We start from the raw sequence: 15,368 nt of genomic DNA on the forward strand, positions 1-15,368 counted from the left end.
GACAGAACCACACGGTTGCGCGCGGGCCCGCCACATTTCCCGTCCGGCGACATCCGCGCACGACGAAAAAAGGGCCGTGCCCTGAAGCACGACCCTTTCACCGATCGGTGATGTACACGGCGGTCAGCGCTGGCGCCGACCCTCATCCGCACGCACCGGGATGGTCGCGTAATCCAGACTGGCGTGTTCGGGCGCGCTGCCGCCGCCGTGCGGCGTATCGTCGGGCTCGGCCATCCGCATCACGGAGATGCCGAACTGGACGCCCGAGAACACGATCCCGTTGAAGACCCACAACAGCAGTACCGCGAGCGGGCCCGCGGGATCATGCGTCACCAGGTGCCAGAGATTGGCGACGTTGAACCACAGGAGCATCGCGACGAATGCGGCCGCGACCACGAAGCCGATGGCCGTCTGGGTAATGTAGAGCCGGATGAGATTGGGCATGTCGCTCTCCTTGCCTTGCCCCTCTCAATGTAGCCACGTCTCGGGCGAGGAAAACCCCCCGTCGCCGCATCGGCGTCAGAACGCCTCCGGCCGGGCCTCGCGCGCCATGTGGTCGAGCACCGCATTGACGAAACCGGCCTCCTTGCCCTCGGGAAAGAAGGCACGCGCCAGTTCGACGTATTCCACGATGACGACCCTGGGCGGAGTGTCGGTCGCGACAAGCTCGGCTCCGGCCGCACGAAAGAGCGCGCGCAGCGTGGGATCGATGCGGGCGATCGGCCATTTGGCCACGAGCGCGCGGTCGGTCATCTGGTCGATCCGCGCCTGCCAGTTCACCGCCTGCTCGACCACGGCGCGGAAATGATCGGGATCGCCCTCCATCATCTCGTCGCCGTCGTAGACGGCGCCGAAGCGATGATCGAGGAATTCCCGGATCACCGATTCGGTGCCCTGCCCCGATGCTTCCATCTGGAAAAGCGCCTGCACCGCATGAAGGCGGGCGGTCGTTCTCATCTGGCGGGCCGTGGGGGCCCCGGGCGCGGTATCTGCGGTCATGCCGTGGAGGAGCCTTCGCTGTCCTGACCGGCGATGCGGAATTCCTCGGAGGCGGGGCGAAAGCCCACCCCCTTGCGCCGGCCGCCCCAGTTACGGGCGAGGGCGATCAGATGCAAGGCCGCCGCGGCGGCGCCGCCGCCCTTGTTCTGTCCCTCAGCATCGGCGCGGACCTCGGCCTGCGCGCGGGTCTCGACGGTCAGGATCCCGTTGCCGATGCAGGCGCCCTGAAGCCCGAGCAGCATGAGCCCGCGGGAGCTGTCGTTGCATACCGTCTCGTAATGGCTCGTCTCGCCCCGGATCACGCAGCCCAGCGCGACGTAGCCGTCGAAATTCGACAACCGTTCGGCCATGCCGATGGCGGGCGGGATCTCGAGCGCGCCCGGCACCTCGATCAGGTCATGCGCGGCGCCCACGGCCTCGAGCTCCGCGCGCGCGCCGGCAATCAGCCCGTCGGCGATGTCGCGGTAGTAGGGCGCGACGACGAGCAGCAGCTTCACCGGGCGCTCGAACGTCGCGCGCGGCAGGGTATAATGCGTCTCCTGGCCTGCCATCAGCCCTGCCCCCCGATCGCCCGCGTGCCGACGATCTCGAGCCCGTAGGCCTCGAGCCCCACCACACGCGGCGTTGGCGAATTGGTCAGAAGCTCCAGCTTCGACAGGCCGAGCGAGGACAGGATCTGCGCACCCAGCCCGTATTGCCGGAGCGTCCGCGGAGAGACGCCGTCCTGCGGCGTCATCTTCATCTCGGTGTCGCGCAGCAGCACCACGACGCCCCGGCCCTCGCGCGCGACGAGCTCCATGGCGCGGCCGAACTCGCCCACCCGGCCCTCGGGGCCCGCGCCCACCACGTCGAGCATCGCGTCGAGCGCGTGCATCCGCACGAGCACCGGCGCCTCGCCCGACACGTCGCCCTTGGTCAGCACGATATGCTCGTCGCCATGCGCCTCGTCGGTATAGACGCGCATCTGCCACTCGCCGCCGAAGACGGAGGTGATCGTGTCCTCGCGCACCACCCGCACAAGGTTGTCGTGCCGCCGCCGGTAGGCGATGAGATCGGAGATCGTGCCGATCTTGAGCCCGTGGCGCTGCGCGAAGGCGATGAGCTCGGGCAGGCGCGCCATGCTGCCGTCCTCGTTCATGATCTCGCAGATCACGCCCGAGGGATTGAGCCCGGCAAGTCGCGCCACGTCGACCGCCGCCTCGGTGTGGCCCGCGCGGACCAGAACGCCGCCCTCGCGGGCGCGCAGCGGGAAGACGTGGCCCGGCGTCGCGATATCCTCGGCGCCGCGCGTCGCGTCGGTCGCCACCGCGATGGTGCGCGCGCGGTCGGCCGCAGAGATGCCCGTCGTGACCCCCTCGCGCGCCTCGATGGAGACGGTGAACGCCGTCTCGTGGCGCGACGAGTTCTGCTGCGACATCAGCGACAGGCCGAGCGCATCCACCCGGTCCGGCGTCAGCGCGAGGCAGATCAGGCCCCGGCCGTGCAGCGCCATGAAGTTGATCGCGTCCGGCGTCGCCATCTGCGCGGGGATCACGAGGTCGCCCTCGTTCTCCCGGTCCTCGTGGTCGACGAGGATGAACATGCGCCCGTTGCGCGCGTCGTCGATGATCTCCTCGATCGGAGAGATCGCGTCGCCCCACGCCTGTTCGACCGGGCCGGGTCTTTCGTAAGTCATGGGCAGCCTCCGTTCCTCGGGCCGGACTTAGTGGAGCCCCGGCGCCTTGACCAGAGCCAGCGCCGGGTGCCCGCTCTCAATCGAAGATGTCCTCGAGCACGTCGAACGCCTCTTCCAGCGCCTTTCTCATGAAGCCCTTGCGCTTCTTCCGGGCCTTCCGGGACGTCTTCTTCCGCCGCGGGCGGTCGTCGTGCCCGTCGCGCATCCGCTCCCAGTGGGCGGGCGGCGTCACGCCGCGGGCGCCCGGGCCGCGCGACGCGGGGCGCGGGGCCGCCCGGGCCGGCTGCGCGGGGCGGGCGCCCCGCGCCTCCACGGCATCCGCGCGCAGCATCTTCAGATCGTGCAGCGGCGCGCCGCAGGCCGCGCAGGACAGTTCATGGCGGGTGTCGCCGCGCAGGACCAGCGCGGCCCGCGTTCCGCAATAGGTGCAGGTGGCGATCTTCGTGGCGTGCGGCATCGGCCTCTCCCGGCGTCACTCGGCTCGTGCTGCATATAGGGCGACCGCCGCCGCATTGGAGACGTTGAGCGATCCGAAAGGCCCCGCCGCGGGGATGCGCGCCAGCGCGTCGCACGTGGCGCGCGTGCGGGGACGCAGCCCCGGCCCCTCCGCCCCGAGCACGAGCGCCACCGGCAGGTCGCGATGCGCGGCGAGCGCCTCGCCCACCGTCACCTCGCCCCCGCCGTCGAGACCGATCACGGCGAAGCCCATTCCGCGCAGCTCTTCGAGCGAGTCCGCGAGGTTGCGCACCCGCAGGTAGGGCTGGCGCTCCAGCGCGCCGCTCGCGGACTTGGCCAGCGCGCCGGTCTCGGGCGCGGCATGGTGGCGCGGCGCGATCACCGCCGCCGCGCCGAACACCTCCGCCGAGCGCAGGATCGCGCCGGCGTTGTGCGGGTCGGTCACCCGGTCGAGCGCCACGATGCGCGCGGGCTGCGGCGCATCCGCGACCAGCGCGTCGAGCGGCCCCCAGTCGAGCGGTCGCACCTCGAGCGCCGCGCCCTGGTGCACCGCGCCGGGATCGAGCGGGGCGGAGAATTTTCGCGCGTCGCTGATCTCGGGCGTCATGCCGCTTTGCGCCACCGCGTCGGCGAGGCGGTCGGCGGCGTTCTTCGTCAGCACGAGGCGCAGCCGCGCCCGGCGCGGGTTCCGGAGCGCGTCGCCCACCGCGTGGATCCCGAAAAGCCACAGCGTCTCCGCCGCCGCCGCGCGCCGCGCGCGCTCCTTCTCGACCACCCAGGTCGGCTTTTTCGCCACGCGTCGGACCCTCCCCTTCAAGCGGTGTCCGGCTTACGCGGCGGCGGCGCGCTTGCCAAGCCTCGACGCCGGGCGCACGCGATTTCCGGTTGACGCCTCATGGGCCAAAGGCTATCCCGCGCCGCACGCCGGAACGGCTTCCTGCGTAAGGGCGACGCGCTGCAAGGTGCGGCAGCGGACTGTAAATCCGCCGGGGAGACCCATGCCTGGTTCGATTCCAGGGTCGCCCACCATTCATCCCGAGAATGAGGCTTGTCCGCTCGGCGGCGTCACGGGCGTCAGACGAGGCGGATGCTGGCCCAGCGGTCGCCTTGCTGGTCCCGGATCTCCGCGCCGACCTCCGAGACGATCTTCATGATCGCCCTGTTGGACTGCGAGAAGAACAGATCCGCCGTCTCCACCCCCATCTCCCGCGCCGCCCGGAGCCCCGCGCGGAATAGCGTCCGGCCGAGGCCGCGATTCTGGTAGGCGTCATCGACCGAGAGGCCGATCTCGGCGTGGCCGTCGCCCAGGTCGTAAAGCTCCAGCACGGCGCGGACATCGCCGTCGAGCTCGATCCCGAGAACCCGGGCGGGCCGGGCGCGGTGCGCCTGCCGGTCCATCCAGCTGTCGCTTGCCGCCACCCGGAACCGCAACATCCGCGACAATGCGCCGAGCCTGCGGTAGTGGCGCGACAGGGTGTCCTGCGGCGCGGCCAGAGGCCCGCGCAGCAGCGAAGGGGTTGCAGGGATGTCGGCTGCCATGATGTGTCTTGCCAGGAATTCGGAAACGTCTGCCGAGGACATCGGTTCGCGGCCCGGCCCGGACAAGCGATCGCACCGCAAGCCCGCCATGCGTCACGCTCCGTGCCGCCGTGCCGTTGCGCCTGTGCGCCCGCCGCCTATAGTCGGGGCCGAGCTTGGAAGGGGCAGCCATGGACGGGGCGCGCGCAGCGGAACCCTTCGACATCCTTGTCGTCGTCCAGGCCGGGCGGCTGCAATACGAGGCGGTGCTGTTCGCCGCGTCACTTCGCGCGATGAGTCCCGGCTTTGCGGGGCGCCTCTTTCTGGCGGAGCCGCAGCCCGGCCCGCTTTGGTCGCGCGACCCGAGGATCTCCGACGACGCCACCCGCGCCCTGCTGCGCGAACTCGGTGCGGAGTTCCTGCCCTTCGAAAGCCGGCATTTCGGGGATAGCTACCCCTACGGCAACAAGATCGAGGCGCTCGCCGCCCTGCCCGGCGACCGGCCCTTCGTCTTCTTCGACACCGACACGCTGGTGACGGGCGAACTCGCCGAGGTGCCCTTCGACTTCGACCGGCCGAGCGCGTCGCTGCGGCGCGAGGGCACCTGGCCCAGGCTGGAGCTCTACGGGCCGGGCTACACGGATATCTGGCGTTCGCTCTACGACAAGTTCGGGCTGGATTTCGAAACGTCGCTGGACCTCACCGAACCGGACGAGTTCTGGCGGCGCTATCTCTACTTCAACGCGGGCTTCTTCTATCACCGCGACGCCCATGCCTTCGGGCGGCGCTTTCTGGACTACGCGCTTGCGATCCGGGACGACCCGCCACCGGAACTGGTGTGCCAGAGCCTCGATCCCTGGCTGGACCAGGTGGCGCTGCCGCTCGTCATCCATTCCCTGGGCGGGGGGCGCGACACGCTGCCGCCGGGCTATCTCGACGGGCGGACGACCTGCCATTACCGGCTGCTGCCGCTACTCTACGCCCGCGAGGACGACCGCGTGGTTGAGGTTCTCGAACAGGTGGCCGCCCCCAACCGGATCAAGAAGGTGCTCAAGGGTCACGAGCCTGCCAAACGCCTGATCTTTCAGGGGCGAGGCCGGAAGTTACGCGCCCTTTTCGACCGCGACGCCCTGCCCCGGCGCGAGCAGGCGCTGCGCAACCGGATCAAGAAGGCCGGCTACTGGATGCGCTGACGCAAGGGCGAAGGGGTTGCGCGGCGTATATACGCAGGCTAGGCAAAAACGGCACCTAACGCCGCAAGGGATCCCATGCCGAAGAAGAAGAAGGCCAAGGACGGGCAACTCGTGATCCGGATCGCAAAGGACGATCGCGACGAGTTCATCCAGCTTTGCGACGAGATGGACAGTTCCGCCGCGCGGGAAATTCGCCTTTTCATCCGCGATTTCGTCAAGCGCCACGGACAGGGCAAGGAAGGCTAGAGCGGTGCGCACCATCCTCGTGGCCAACCGCAAGGGCGGTGCCGGCAAGACGCTCCTGGCGATCACCGTCGCCGCGGCGCTGGCGGCGCGGGGCGAGAGGGTGGCGCTGGCCGACGCCGATCCGCAGAAATCGGCGTTCCGGTGGCTGAAGCGCCGGCCGGACGACGCCGCGCCCATCGCGCGGCTCGACTGGACGTCGCCCAAATCGCTCGGCAAAGCGCCCGGGAAGAAGGCCGGCTGGGTGGTGGTGGACGCGCCGGGCGGGCTCGACGGGGACGAGGCGCAGGATCTCGTGGCCCGGAGCCATCTTCTGCTGGTGCCGCTGATGCCGTCCTGGTTCGACGAGGACGCGACGAAGCGTTTCCTGCGGGATCTCCGCTCGATCAAGCGTGTCCGCAAGGGCCGCTTGGAAATCCACACCGTGGCCAATCGCGTGCGTCCGCGCGCTCGCGCCACGAGCGAGCTCGCCGTCTTCTGCGAGGAAATCGGCCAGATGCCGCTCGCCTGGATCACCGAGCGCGCGGCCTACGGCGACCTGGCCAGCCTGGGCCTGTCGATCTTCGACCGCCGGCAGAAGCTTTACGCGCCGATGCGCGCGCAGTGGCAGCCCGTACTCGACGCGCTGGCGGACTGACGCGCCGCAAGGAACGGGCGTTCCACCGCCCGGGGTCCGCCGCGCGCCGCCGTTCCCGGGACCGCGAGGCGCGCGGGCCGCGCGTCCGCGGACGCCGCCACGCGTCGCACGGCCGTCCTTTCCAGCCCCGCACCCGCCGGGGACGATTGAGCGGCGCGCGGAAAGCGCCTAAACCTCGGGGCGAATTTCACAGGGAGAGTGCCAGATGACCGACGGGCCCAACTACGGCTTCGACACGCTGCAGATCCACGCGGGCAGCCGCCCCGACCCGGCGACCGGCGCCCGCCAGACCCCGATCTACCAGACCACGGCCTATGTCTTCCGCGACGCGGATCACGCCGCCGCGCTCTTCAACCTCCAGGAAGTGGGCTACATCTACTCGCGCCTCACCAACCCGACGGTCGCCGTCCTGCAGGAACGCATGGCGACGCTCGAGGGCGGCGTGGGCGCGGTCTGCTGCTCCTCGGGGCACGCGGCGCAGATCATGGCGCTCTTCCCACTGATGGAGCCGGGGCGGAACATCGTCGTCTCCACCCGTCTCTACGGCGGCTCGGTGACGCAGTTCAGCCAGACGATCAGGCGCTTCGGGTGGTCCGCCCGCTTCGTCGATTTCGACGATTACGCCGCCATCGAGGCCGCGATCGACGACGACACCCGCGCGATCTTCTGCGAATCGATCGCCAACCCGGGCGGCTACATCACCGACCTCGACGAGATCGCGAAGATCGCCGACGGGGCGGGCCTGCCGCTCATCGTCGACAACACCTCGGCGACGCCATATCTCTGCCGCCCGATCGAGCACGGCGCCACGCTCGTCGTGCACTCGATGACCAAGTTCCTCACCGGCAACGGCACGGTCACGGGCGGCGTGGTGGTCGATTCGGGCCGGTTCGACTGGTCCGCCTCGGGCAAGTTCCCCTCCCTGTCGGACCCCGAGCCCGCCTATCACGGCCTGAAGTTCCACGAGACGTTCGGGCCGCTCGCCTTCACCTTCCACGGGATCGCCGTGGGGCTGCGCGACCTCGGCATGACGCTCAATCCGCAGGCCGCGCACTACACGCTCATGGGCATCGAGACGCTGTCGCTGCGCATGCGCAAGCACTGCGAGAACGCGATCGAGGTGGCGGGCTGGCTCGAGAAGCATCCGGCGGTGGCGCGTGTCACCTATGCCGGGCTGCCCTCCTCGCCCTACAACGATCGCGTGGCGCGGATCTGCCCCAGGGGCGCGGGCGGGCTCTTCACCGTGTCGCTCAAGGGCGGTTACGACGCCTGCGTGAAGCTTGTCGACGGGCTCGAGATCTTCAGCCACGTCGCCAACCTCGGCGACACGCGCTCGCTTGTCATCCATTCGGCCTCGACCACCCACCGCCAGCTGACCCCGGAACAGCAGGTCGCGGCCGGAGCGGGGCCGGACGTGGTGCGGATCTCCATCGGGATCGAGGACGCGGCCGACCTGATCGCCGACCTCGAGCAGGGCCTCGCGAAAGCGGCCGGCTGAACCGGCCACGCGCGAACTCACTGCGCGATGGCGAACACCATCTCGACCTGAACGCGCAGTTCGAGTTCGCCAGCGGCCACCGGCATGGCCGCGTCCGAGGCCATGCGCGCCCCCTCCATCATCACCGGGCGCGGCGCGCCGCCGCGCTCGCCGATGCTCTGGACCGGGCCAAGGCCGACGCCAGCCGCCTCGGCCAGCTGCGCAGCGCGCGACATCGCGTCGCGCACGGCCGCCGCGCGCGCCTCGGCCATTGGCCCCGAAGGATCCGCCAGCGTGAAGCTCAGACCGCCGAACCGGTTGGCGCCATCGGCGAGAACCGCGTCGAGAATACCGCCCAGCGCGTCGAGGTCGCGCAGCCGCACCGTCACCTGGTTGCGCGCCGCGTAGCCCGTGATCTCGCGCGGCGCATCGCGCTCCGGGTCCTTCCAGACGGGGGTCAGCGACAGCTCGCTGGTCTGGACGTCGCGTGCCGCCACGCCCATCTCCTCGAGGCGCGACAGGATCGCGCCCGCCGCGCGCGAGGCGCGGTCCATGGCGTCGCGGGCGGTCTCGGCGTGCTCCTCGACGCCCAGCGAGACGATCGCCGTGTCGGGGGCGGCGCTCGCCTCTCCGGTGCCGGTGACGGTGATCGTGGGCGCGGTCGTCTGCGCCAGGGCGGGGGCGGCGATGGCCAGCACGGCCGCCAGAACAAGTGCAAATCGCATGCGAAAGCCTCCTCCTGCCGCGAATTCCACGGCCACAGCGTCAGCGTCAGCGTCGCTCAACCCCCGGCTGCTGGCAAGCGCCGCGCGCGGCGCGCGCATCGCGCTCGGCGGCAAATCGCTAGCCGGGTCGCGGCGCGCGCATCGCGGGACTCCCATTGCCTGTCGCAAGAATGCTATGAGACTCAGCGATGAAACCGGATTTTGCCCTGTCGCTGTCCTTTGACGGCATCGGCCTCCATCTGCGCGGGGATGGGGGCTGGCTTCGCGTGGGGGACGTCACACTCGACGTGGACGATCTCGACGCCGAACTTGCGGACCTGCGGCGCGCCGCCCTCGGCCTCGCGCCGGGCGGCTTCACCACGATGCTCGTCATCCCCGAGTCGCAGATCCGCTACCTCGAGATCGAGACGGGCGCGGCGGACGACGAGACTCGCCAGGCGATGATCCGCCATGCGCTCGACGGCGCGACGCCCTACGCGGTCGAGGAGCTGACCTTCGACTGGACCGTGGACGGCTCCGTCACGCGGGTCGCGGCGGTCGCGCGCGAGACGCTGGAAGAGGCGGAAGCCTTCGCGCTCGAGCACCGGTTCAATCCCGTCAGCTTCGTCGCCACGCCGGAAAGCGGCGGTTTCGGACGCCAGGTGTTTTTCGGGGAAACCGCCGCGGCGCATCTTTTCCTGTCTGCGGGCACCTCGGTTGAGCCCGAAGACACCCGCCTCGAGGTGGTGGGCGCGGCCCCGCCACCCGCCGTTCCGGCCGAGCGGGCGGATGGCACGCCGTCCGGTGGCCCCGAGGACCGCGACGACAGCGCGGGGGAAGACGCGCCGGCGGCACCCGATGGCGAAGAGGCAGGGGCGTCCTCCGCGCCGGATGCCGGCGGCGCGACCGCCCCCGAAACGCCCGGCGCACAGCAGGATGCCGGGGCGCCCACGGACGCCGGTCCGACAGGCGGAATGTCCGGCGAGGCCGCGACACCGGAGGACGCCACGGCAGAAGACGAGGACGAGGCCGCCGACGAGGCGCCGCCCGCGCTCTTCTTCTCGATCCGGGCGCGCCGCAGCACCGCCACCTCCGAAGCGGCCGAGGCGACGCCGGTCCTGCCGTCCTTCCGCTCGGCGGACCCGGCGCGCCGCGACCCGCCCGAGGCGCCCGTCGCGCCGCCGCTGCGCGGCACCGGGTCCGAGCCGCCGCGCATCCCGCAGGCGCCCGCCCCGAGGCTCGCGACGCCCCCGGCGCCCGGCACCGGCCCAACGCCGCAGCACCGGGAGCCGCCCGCCCGACCGCCGGCGGCCGGCCCCGCCGCGCGCCGCGGCGCGGAGAAAGACACGACCGGCACGCCATCCGCACCCCCGCCGATCCGGACGTCGGGCCCCGCGATCGCCGCGCCGCAACCGGCCGCGGGCCAGCCGCCGCGCAGCGCGCCGAGCCACGACGAAGCCGAACGCCTGACACTCTTCGGCGCGCGGGGCGACCAGAAGGTGGGGGGCAAGCCCCGCTATCTCGGCCTGATGCTGACGGCGGCGCTTCTGCTGTTTCTCGTGGGTGTCGCCGCCTGGGCCGCGGTCTTCGTCGACGAGGGTCTCGCGCGGTTCTTCCCCGACCGGTCGGAGAGGGCGGCGGCGCGTCTCGACGCGCCGGAAGAGCCCGCCGACCCAGCGCCGGAAGTCGCCGCCCCGGAGGCGGAAGCGGAGGACGCGTCCCCCGAACCCGCGCCGGAGCCGGAGCCCGAAGCGGTCGAGACGGCCGCACGCACCCCCGAGGCGCCCCCCGCGCAGACACCGCTGCCAGAGCCGGAACCGGCCCCGGAGGCCCGGCGCGCACTCACCCCCGCCGAGGCCGAGGCGCGCTACGCGGTGACCGGCATCTGGCAGATCGCGCCGGAGCGGCCCGATCTGCCCGAGCTGATCCCGATCGACGGGCTTGTCCTCGCCTCGATCGACGGCGCGGTCCCGCGGGCCGAGGCGCTTTCGCGCCCGCGCGCCGCGCCGGCGCGTGCCGACAGGACCCTGCCGCGGCAGCCCCCGGCGCCGCCGCCCGGGACGGTGTTCCAGCTTGACGAGGATGGCAACATCCGGCCCACGCCCGAAGGCTCCTATTCGCCGCTCGGCATAACGATCTACGAAGGCCCGCCGCCGGTGGTGCCGCCTAGGCGCGACACGGGGAACACCGCGCCGGAGGCCGCGCCCGACATCGGGCTGATCTTCGGCCCGCGCCTCGATGGCGTGGCCGAGGACGGTCCGCCGACGCGGCCGGGCGATCTATTCCGGACGGACGAGGCCGCGCCTGCCGAAGAGAGCCTGCTCGGGGACGAGGCGGGGCCGGAAAGCGCCCTGGCCGCCTTGCGCCCGCAGGCGCGCCCCGCGGCCGTGACGGCCGCGGCGCAGGCCCGGGCGGCCACGTTCGAAGACGCGCAGACCGCCGCCGAGGCCGCGCTGGCGGAGGCCCGGCGCGCCGCCGCAGACGCCGCCTCGGCGAGCGCCTCCGCCTCGACCGCCACGGCCGAACCCGCATCCGAGGCGCCCGATCTGTCCTCCGCGACGCGGCTTGCCGTCGTCGCGTCGATCGCGCCCGAGGCACGGCCGGGGAATTTCGGCCGGACCGTCGCCCGCGCCGAGCCGGAACCCACGCGCATCGCGGCCGCGGCGCCCCGCACCGTGACACCCGCCGCCCCGTCGAGCACCACGGTCGCGCGCGAGGCCACGCTCGACAACGCGATCAACCTGCGACAGGTCAACCTGATCGGGGTTTACGGTCAGCCGTCGAACCGCCGCGCGCTGGTGCGCCTCTCGAACGGGCGCTACCTCAAGGTCGAGGTGGGCGACCGCCTCGACGGCGGGCAGGTCAACGCCATCGGCGACGCGGAACTCCGCTACACCAAGAACGGGCGGAACCACGTCCTGCGGATGCCGAGCGGCTGACTGGGCGCCCCGTCAGGGCGCGTGGCGCGGCCGGTGGGGGGCGTAGATCTCCACGATCCGGGCGACCGCAGCCTCGGTCGACATCTCCTCGCTCTCGCCGGTGCGGCGCGACGTCAGTTCGACCTTTCCCTGCGCGATCCCGCGCGGCCCCACGGTGATCCGCCACGGCAGGCCGATCAGGTCCTGCGTCGCGAACTTGGCGCCCGCGCGCTCCTCGGTGTCGTCGTAGAGCGGCTCCAGCCCCTCGGCCGCGAGCGCCTCGTAGATGTGCCCGCAGGCGGCATCGGTCGCCCCGTCGCCCGGGCGAAGGTTGACCAGCCCCACCGGGAAAGGCGTCACGCCCTCGGGCCAGATGATCCCCGCCTCGTCGTGGCTCGCCTCGATGATCGCGCCCACGAGCCGCGACACCCCGATGCCATGGCTGCCCATGTGCACGGGCACGCGGTTGCCGTCGTGGTCGGTGACGACAGCGCCCATCGGTTCCGAGTACTTGGTCCCGAAATAGAAGATCTGGCCGACCTCGATGCCGCGGCCCTTCCGGCGGCGCGCCTCCGGCACCTCGGCGAAGACCGCGGCGTCATGCGTCTCGTCGGTGCGGGCGTAGAGGGCTGTGAATTCATCGACCACGGCCTTGCAGTCGGCCGGGCTGTCGTAGTCGGTCGATCGCTCGCCCATGCGAATGTCGGTCACGGCACTGTCGTAGAAGACCTCGGATTCGCCGGTGTCGGCGAGCACCAGGAACTCGTGCGTGTCGTCGCCGCCGATGGGGCCCGAATCGGCCCGCATCGGGATCGCCTGAAGCCCCATCCGCTCGTAGGTGCGCAGGTAGCTGACGAAATGGCGGTTGTAGGCGTGGATCGCGTCTTCCCGGCTGAGGTCGAAGGTGTAGCCGTCCTTCATGTAGAACTCCCGCCCCCGCATCACCCCGAAACGCGGGCGGATCTCGTCGCGGAACTTCCACTGGATGTGGTAGAGCGTGAGCGGCAGGTCGCGATAGCTGGCGACGTGGGCGCGGAAGATGTCGGTGATCAGTTCCTCGTTCGTGGGGCCGTAGAGCATGTCGCGCCCGTGGCGGTCCCGGATGCGCAGCATCTCCTCGCCGTAATCGTCGTAGCGCCCGCTCTCGCGCCACAGGTCGGCCGCTTGCAGGGTCGGCATCAGCATCGGGATATGCCCGGCGCGGACCTGTTCCTCGTGCACGATGCGCTCGATGTTGCGCAGCACGCGAAAGCCCAGCGGAAGCCAGGAATAGATGCCGGCGGAGGCCTGCTTGATCATGCCCGCCCGCAGCATCAGGCGGTGGCTCGCGATCTGCGCCTCGGAGGGCGTTTCCTTCAGGACAGGCAGGAAATAGCGGGACAGGCGCATCGGACCCTCTCTGGCATGACAGTCCCGCGCGGTTTAGAAGAGGTTGCGTCCGGGCACAAGGAAGCGCCGAGGGCGGGCCCGGGCAGCGCGCTGGCCCGCGCCCTGCCCCGGCCACAGGACACCCCCCGCCGGCGCGCCCGGACGGCAGGCGCGGCCGGCGGCACTCGTACGAGAACGACAGGTAACCCCGGCGACCGACGCCGCCGTCGGCCGCCCACTCGCTAAGCTCCAAACGATGGAGTGGTTGAACCGTGCACGCTCGACCGCTTTCCGGCAATTCCGGAAAACCTGACCTTTCGTCAGATCCCGCCCGATTGCCGCCGCGGCGCGGCGCCACGCCAACGCGGGGTTGAAACGCAGGCCGGATACGGTGAAATACCCCCAAAGCAAGGAGAAGCCATGGCCCTGCCCGTCCGCCAGCAGCTGAAATACTGGGGCATCGCCGCGGCGCTCTTCCTCGTGGTGCTCTGGTACCTGGGCGACGTGCTTCTGCCTTTCGTACTCGGCGGCGCCATCGCCTATTTCCTCGATCCCGTGGCCGACCGGCTTCAGCGCGCGGGATGTTCCCGGGCCCTGGCCACGGCGATCATCGCGGTCGGCGCTGTGCTCGTCTTCGTTGTCATGGCGCTTCTCGTCATTCCCACGCTGGTGCAGCAGACGGTCGAGCTGGTGAACGTCGTGCCGCAACTGCTGAGCCAGCTGCGCGATTTCCTGCTCGCGCGCTTCCCCGAGATCGTCGAGCCCGACAGCACGATCCGCCGCTCGCTCGACCAGATCGCCGAGGCCGTGCAGTCGCGCGGGCTGGAGATGCTGAACCGGGCGTTGTCCTCGGTCAGCTCGCTCCTCAACGTCGTCCTTCTCTTCGTGATCGTGCCGGTCGTGGCCGTCTATCTTCTGCTCGACTGGGACAGGATGATCGCGCAGATCGACAGGCTTCTGCCGCGCGACCACGCGCCGGTGATCCGCCGTCTCGCCAGCGAGATCGACCGGACGCTTTCGGGGTTCCTGCGCGGCATGGGCACCGTCTGCCTTCTTCTGGGAACCTATTACGCCGTGGCGCTGATGGCCGTCGGGCTTCAGTTCGGGCTCGTGGTCGGCTTCATCGCGGGGCTTCTGACCTTCATTCCCTATGTGGGCGCCATCGTCGGCGGCATGATGGCGATCGGCCTCGCGCTGTTCCAGTTCTGGGGCGACTGGCTCTGGATCGCGCTGGTGGCGGTGATCTTCCAGTTCGGCCAGCTGATGGAGGGCAACGTCATCACCCCGCGCCTCGTCGGCAACTCGGTGGGTCTGCACCCGGTCTGGCTCTTGCTGGCGCTGACCGTGTTCGGATCGCTGTTCGGTTTCGTCGGCATGCTCGTCGCGGTTCCCGTGGCCGCTGCGATCGGGGTCGTGGCGCGGTTCGCCGTCGGGCAATACCTCGACAGCCGCCTATATCGCGGTCTCGACAGCATGGACGACGAGTGACGCGAATGCCGCGCCAGCTCAGCTTCGATCTGCCGGCGCGGCCGGCACTCGGGCGGGACGATTTCTTCGTCTCGCCCGCGAACGCCGAGGCGCTCGCCACCGTCGAGGGGTGGCGGGACTGGCCCGGCGGCAAGCTCGTGCTCGTCGGCCCGAAGGGCGCGGGGAAAACCCACCTCGCCCATGTCTGGGCCGCGCTGTCGGGGGCGCGGATCGTCGCCGCGGCGGAGCTGGCGGCGGCCGACATCCCCGCGCTGGCCGCCCACCCCGTGGCGGTGGAGGATGCGGACCGCATCGCGCAAGACGGCGCGGCCGAGGCCGCGCTTTTCCACCTGCACAACCTCGCACTCGCCGAGCGGCGGGCGCTTCTGGTCACCGGGCGCGACGCGCCGGGGCGCTGGGGCCTCGGTCTGCCCGATCTGGAAAGCCGGCTTCAGGCCGCGGGCATCGTCCGCCTCGCCGCGCCCGACGACGCGCTGCTTTCGGCGCTGCTGGCGAAGCTCTTCGCCGATCGCCAGCTCAGCCCGAGCCCGGACACCATCACCTACCTCACCCGGCGGATCGACCGCTCCTTCGCCGCCGCCGCCCGGATCGTGGCGAAGCTTGACCGCGCCGCGCTGGCGGGCAAGCGTCCGGTCACGCGCGCGCTTGCCGCCGAGGTGCTCGATGAAACATGACGCCAGCCCGCCCAGTGT

At 71.1% G+C, this 15,368-nt stretch carries 16 protein-coding genes and 1 tRNA gene; 8 read left to right on the top strand and 9 right to left on the bottom strand.

Going from position 1 to position 15,368, the window contains the following annotated elements:
* Window positions 1-123 precede the first annotated feature (123 nt).
* From AB6A69_RS13780 to rlmB, 6 genes are all read right to left on the bottom strand, one after another.
* The gene (locus AB6A69_RS13780; protein WP_371037838.1) at window positions 124-444 is read right to left on the bottom strand and encodes a hypothetical protein; all 321 of its coding nucleotides are present in this window, start codon (window positions 442-444) and stop codon (window positions 124-126) included.
* 75 nt (window positions 445-519) lie between these two features.
* Window positions 520-999 carry a transcription antitermination factor NusB gene (gene nusB / locus AB6A69_RS13785; protein ID WP_371061202.1) on the bottom strand — a complete coding sequence of 160 codons (480 nt, stop codon included), beginning with the start codon at window positions 997-999 and terminating at the stop codon, window positions 520-522.
* Window positions 996-1,550: a 6,7-dimethyl-8-ribityllumazine synthase gene (locus AB6A69_RS13790; protein ID WP_371061203.1), complete on the bottom strand. Its 555-nt coding sequence runs from the start codon at window positions 1,548-1,550 to the stop codon at window positions 996-998. The genes nusB and AB6A69_RS13790 overlap by 4 nt, the downstream gene beginning before the upstream one ends.
* On the bottom strand, window positions 1,550-2,674 hold the full coding sequence (gene ribB, locus AB6A69_RS13795) for a 3,4-dihydroxy-2-butanone-4-phosphate synthase (protein WP_371061204.1): 1,125 nt from the start codon (window positions 2,672-2,674) through the stop codon (window positions 1,550-1,552). Before ribB ends, AB6A69_RS13790 begins: the two co-directional genes overlap by 1 nt.
* A gap of 76 nt (window positions 2,675-2,750) precedes the next feature.
* Window positions 2,751-3,131, bottom strand: coding sequence for a hypothetical protein (locus tag AB6A69_RS13800; RefSeq protein WP_371061205.1), 381 nt, complete (start codon window positions 3,129-3,131; stop codon window positions 2,751-2,753).
* A 15-nt stretch (window positions 3,132-3,146) separates the two neighbouring features.
* Window positions 3,147-3,926 (bottom strand): 23S rRNA (guanosine(2251)-2'-O)-methyltransferase RlmB, encoded by a 780-nt coding sequence (gene rlmB, locus AB6A69_RS13805; protein WP_371061206.1) that lies wholly within the window; start codon window positions 3,924-3,926, stop codon window positions 3,147-3,149.
* A 149-nt stretch (window positions 3,927-4,075) separates the two neighbouring features.
* Between rlmB and AB6A69_RS13810 the strand changes: the two genes are divergently transcribed.
* Window positions 4,076-4,159 (top strand) — tRNA-Tyr (locus tag AB6A69_RS13810).
* A gap of 45 nt (window positions 4,160-4,204) precedes the next feature.
* On the opposite strand, the gene AB6A69_RS13815 is transcribed toward AB6A69_RS13810, so the two are convergent.
* Complete coding sequence (locus AB6A69_RS13815) at window positions 4,205-4,669, bottom strand: GNAT family N-acetyltransferase (RefSeq protein WP_371061207.1); 465 nt, start codon at window positions 4,667-4,669, stop codon at window positions 4,205-4,207.
* Between the two features lie 170 nt (window positions 4,670-4,839).
* Here AB6A69_RS13815 and AB6A69_RS13820 point away from each other — a divergent pair, with 170 nt between their 5' ends.
* From AB6A69_RS13820 to AB6A69_RS13835, 4 genes are all read left to right on the top strand, one after another.
* A complete protein-coding gene (locus tag AB6A69_RS13820; RefSeq protein WP_371061208.1) occupies window positions 4,840-5,841 on the top strand; it encodes a hypothetical protein in 1,002 nt (333 codons plus the stop codon).
* 75 nt (window positions 5,842-5,916) lie between these two features.
* Window positions 5,917-6,087, top strand: a complete 171-nt coding sequence (locus AB6A69_RS13825) for a hypothetical protein (RefSeq protein ID WP_371037846.1) — start codon at window positions 5,917-5,919, stop codon at window positions 6,085-6,087.
* Window positions 6,088-6,091: 4 nt separating this feature from the next.
* Window positions 6,092-6,721 (top strand): AAA family ATPase, encoded by a 630-nt coding sequence (locus tag AB6A69_RS13830; RefSeq protein ID WP_371061209.1) that lies wholly within the window; start codon window positions 6,092-6,094, stop codon window positions 6,719-6,721.
* Window positions 6,722-6,926: 205 nt separating this feature from the next.
* Entirely contained in the window at window positions 6,927-8,219 is a 1,293-nt protein-coding gene (locus AB6A69_RS13835; protein ID WP_371061210.1) for an O-acetylhomoserine aminocarboxypropyltransferase/cysteine synthase family protein, read from the top strand.
* A gap of 17 nt (window positions 8,220-8,236) precedes the next feature.
* Here the strand turns inward: AB6A69_RS13835 and AB6A69_RS13840 are convergent, their stop codons facing one another.
* On the bottom strand, window positions 8,237-8,923 hold the full coding sequence (locus AB6A69_RS13840; RefSeq protein WP_371061211.1) for an SIMPL domain-containing protein: 687 nt from the start codon (window positions 8,921-8,923) through the stop codon (window positions 8,237-8,239).
* A gap of 188 nt (window positions 8,924-9,111) precedes the next feature.
* Here AB6A69_RS13840 and AB6A69_RS13845 point away from each other — a divergent pair, with 188 nt between their 5' ends.
* Window positions 9,112-11,841 carry a hypothetical protein gene (locus tag AB6A69_RS13845; protein ID WP_371061212.1) on the top strand — a complete coding sequence of 910 codons (2,730 nt, stop codon included), beginning with the start codon at window positions 9,112-9,114 and terminating at the stop codon, window positions 11,839-11,841.
* Between the two features lie 12 nt (window positions 11,842-11,853).
* On the opposite strand, the gene proS is transcribed toward AB6A69_RS13845, so the two are convergent.
* Window positions 11,854-13,209: a proline--tRNA ligase gene (proS, locus tag AB6A69_RS13850; protein ID WP_371054497.1), complete on the bottom strand. Its 1,356-nt coding sequence runs from the start codon at window positions 13,207-13,209 to the stop codon at window positions 11,854-11,856.
* Window positions 13,210-13,608: 399 nt separating this feature from the next.
* Here proS and AB6A69_RS13855 point away from each other — a divergent pair, with 399 nt between their 5' ends.
* Together AB6A69_RS13855 and AB6A69_RS13860 are read left to right on the top strand one after the other, a co-directional pair.
* Entirely contained in the window at window positions 13,609-14,676 is a 1,068-nt protein-coding gene (locus AB6A69_RS13855) for an AI-2E family transporter (RefSeq protein WP_371037852.1), read from the top strand.
* 5 nt (window positions 14,677-14,681) lie between these two features.
* Window positions 14,682-15,350 (top strand): chromosomal replication initiator DnaA, encoded by a 669-nt coding sequence (locus AB6A69_RS13860; protein ID WP_371061213.1) that lies wholly within the window; start codon window positions 14,682-14,684, stop codon window positions 15,348-15,350.
* Window positions 15,351-15,368: the final 18 nt, after the last annotated feature.

Source organism: Rhodosalinus sp. 5P4 (genome assembly GCF_041365695.1).
In the GTDB taxonomy this organism is placed as follows: Bacteria; Pseudomonadota; Alphaproteobacteria; order Rhodobacterales; family Rhodobacteraceae; genus Rhodosalinus.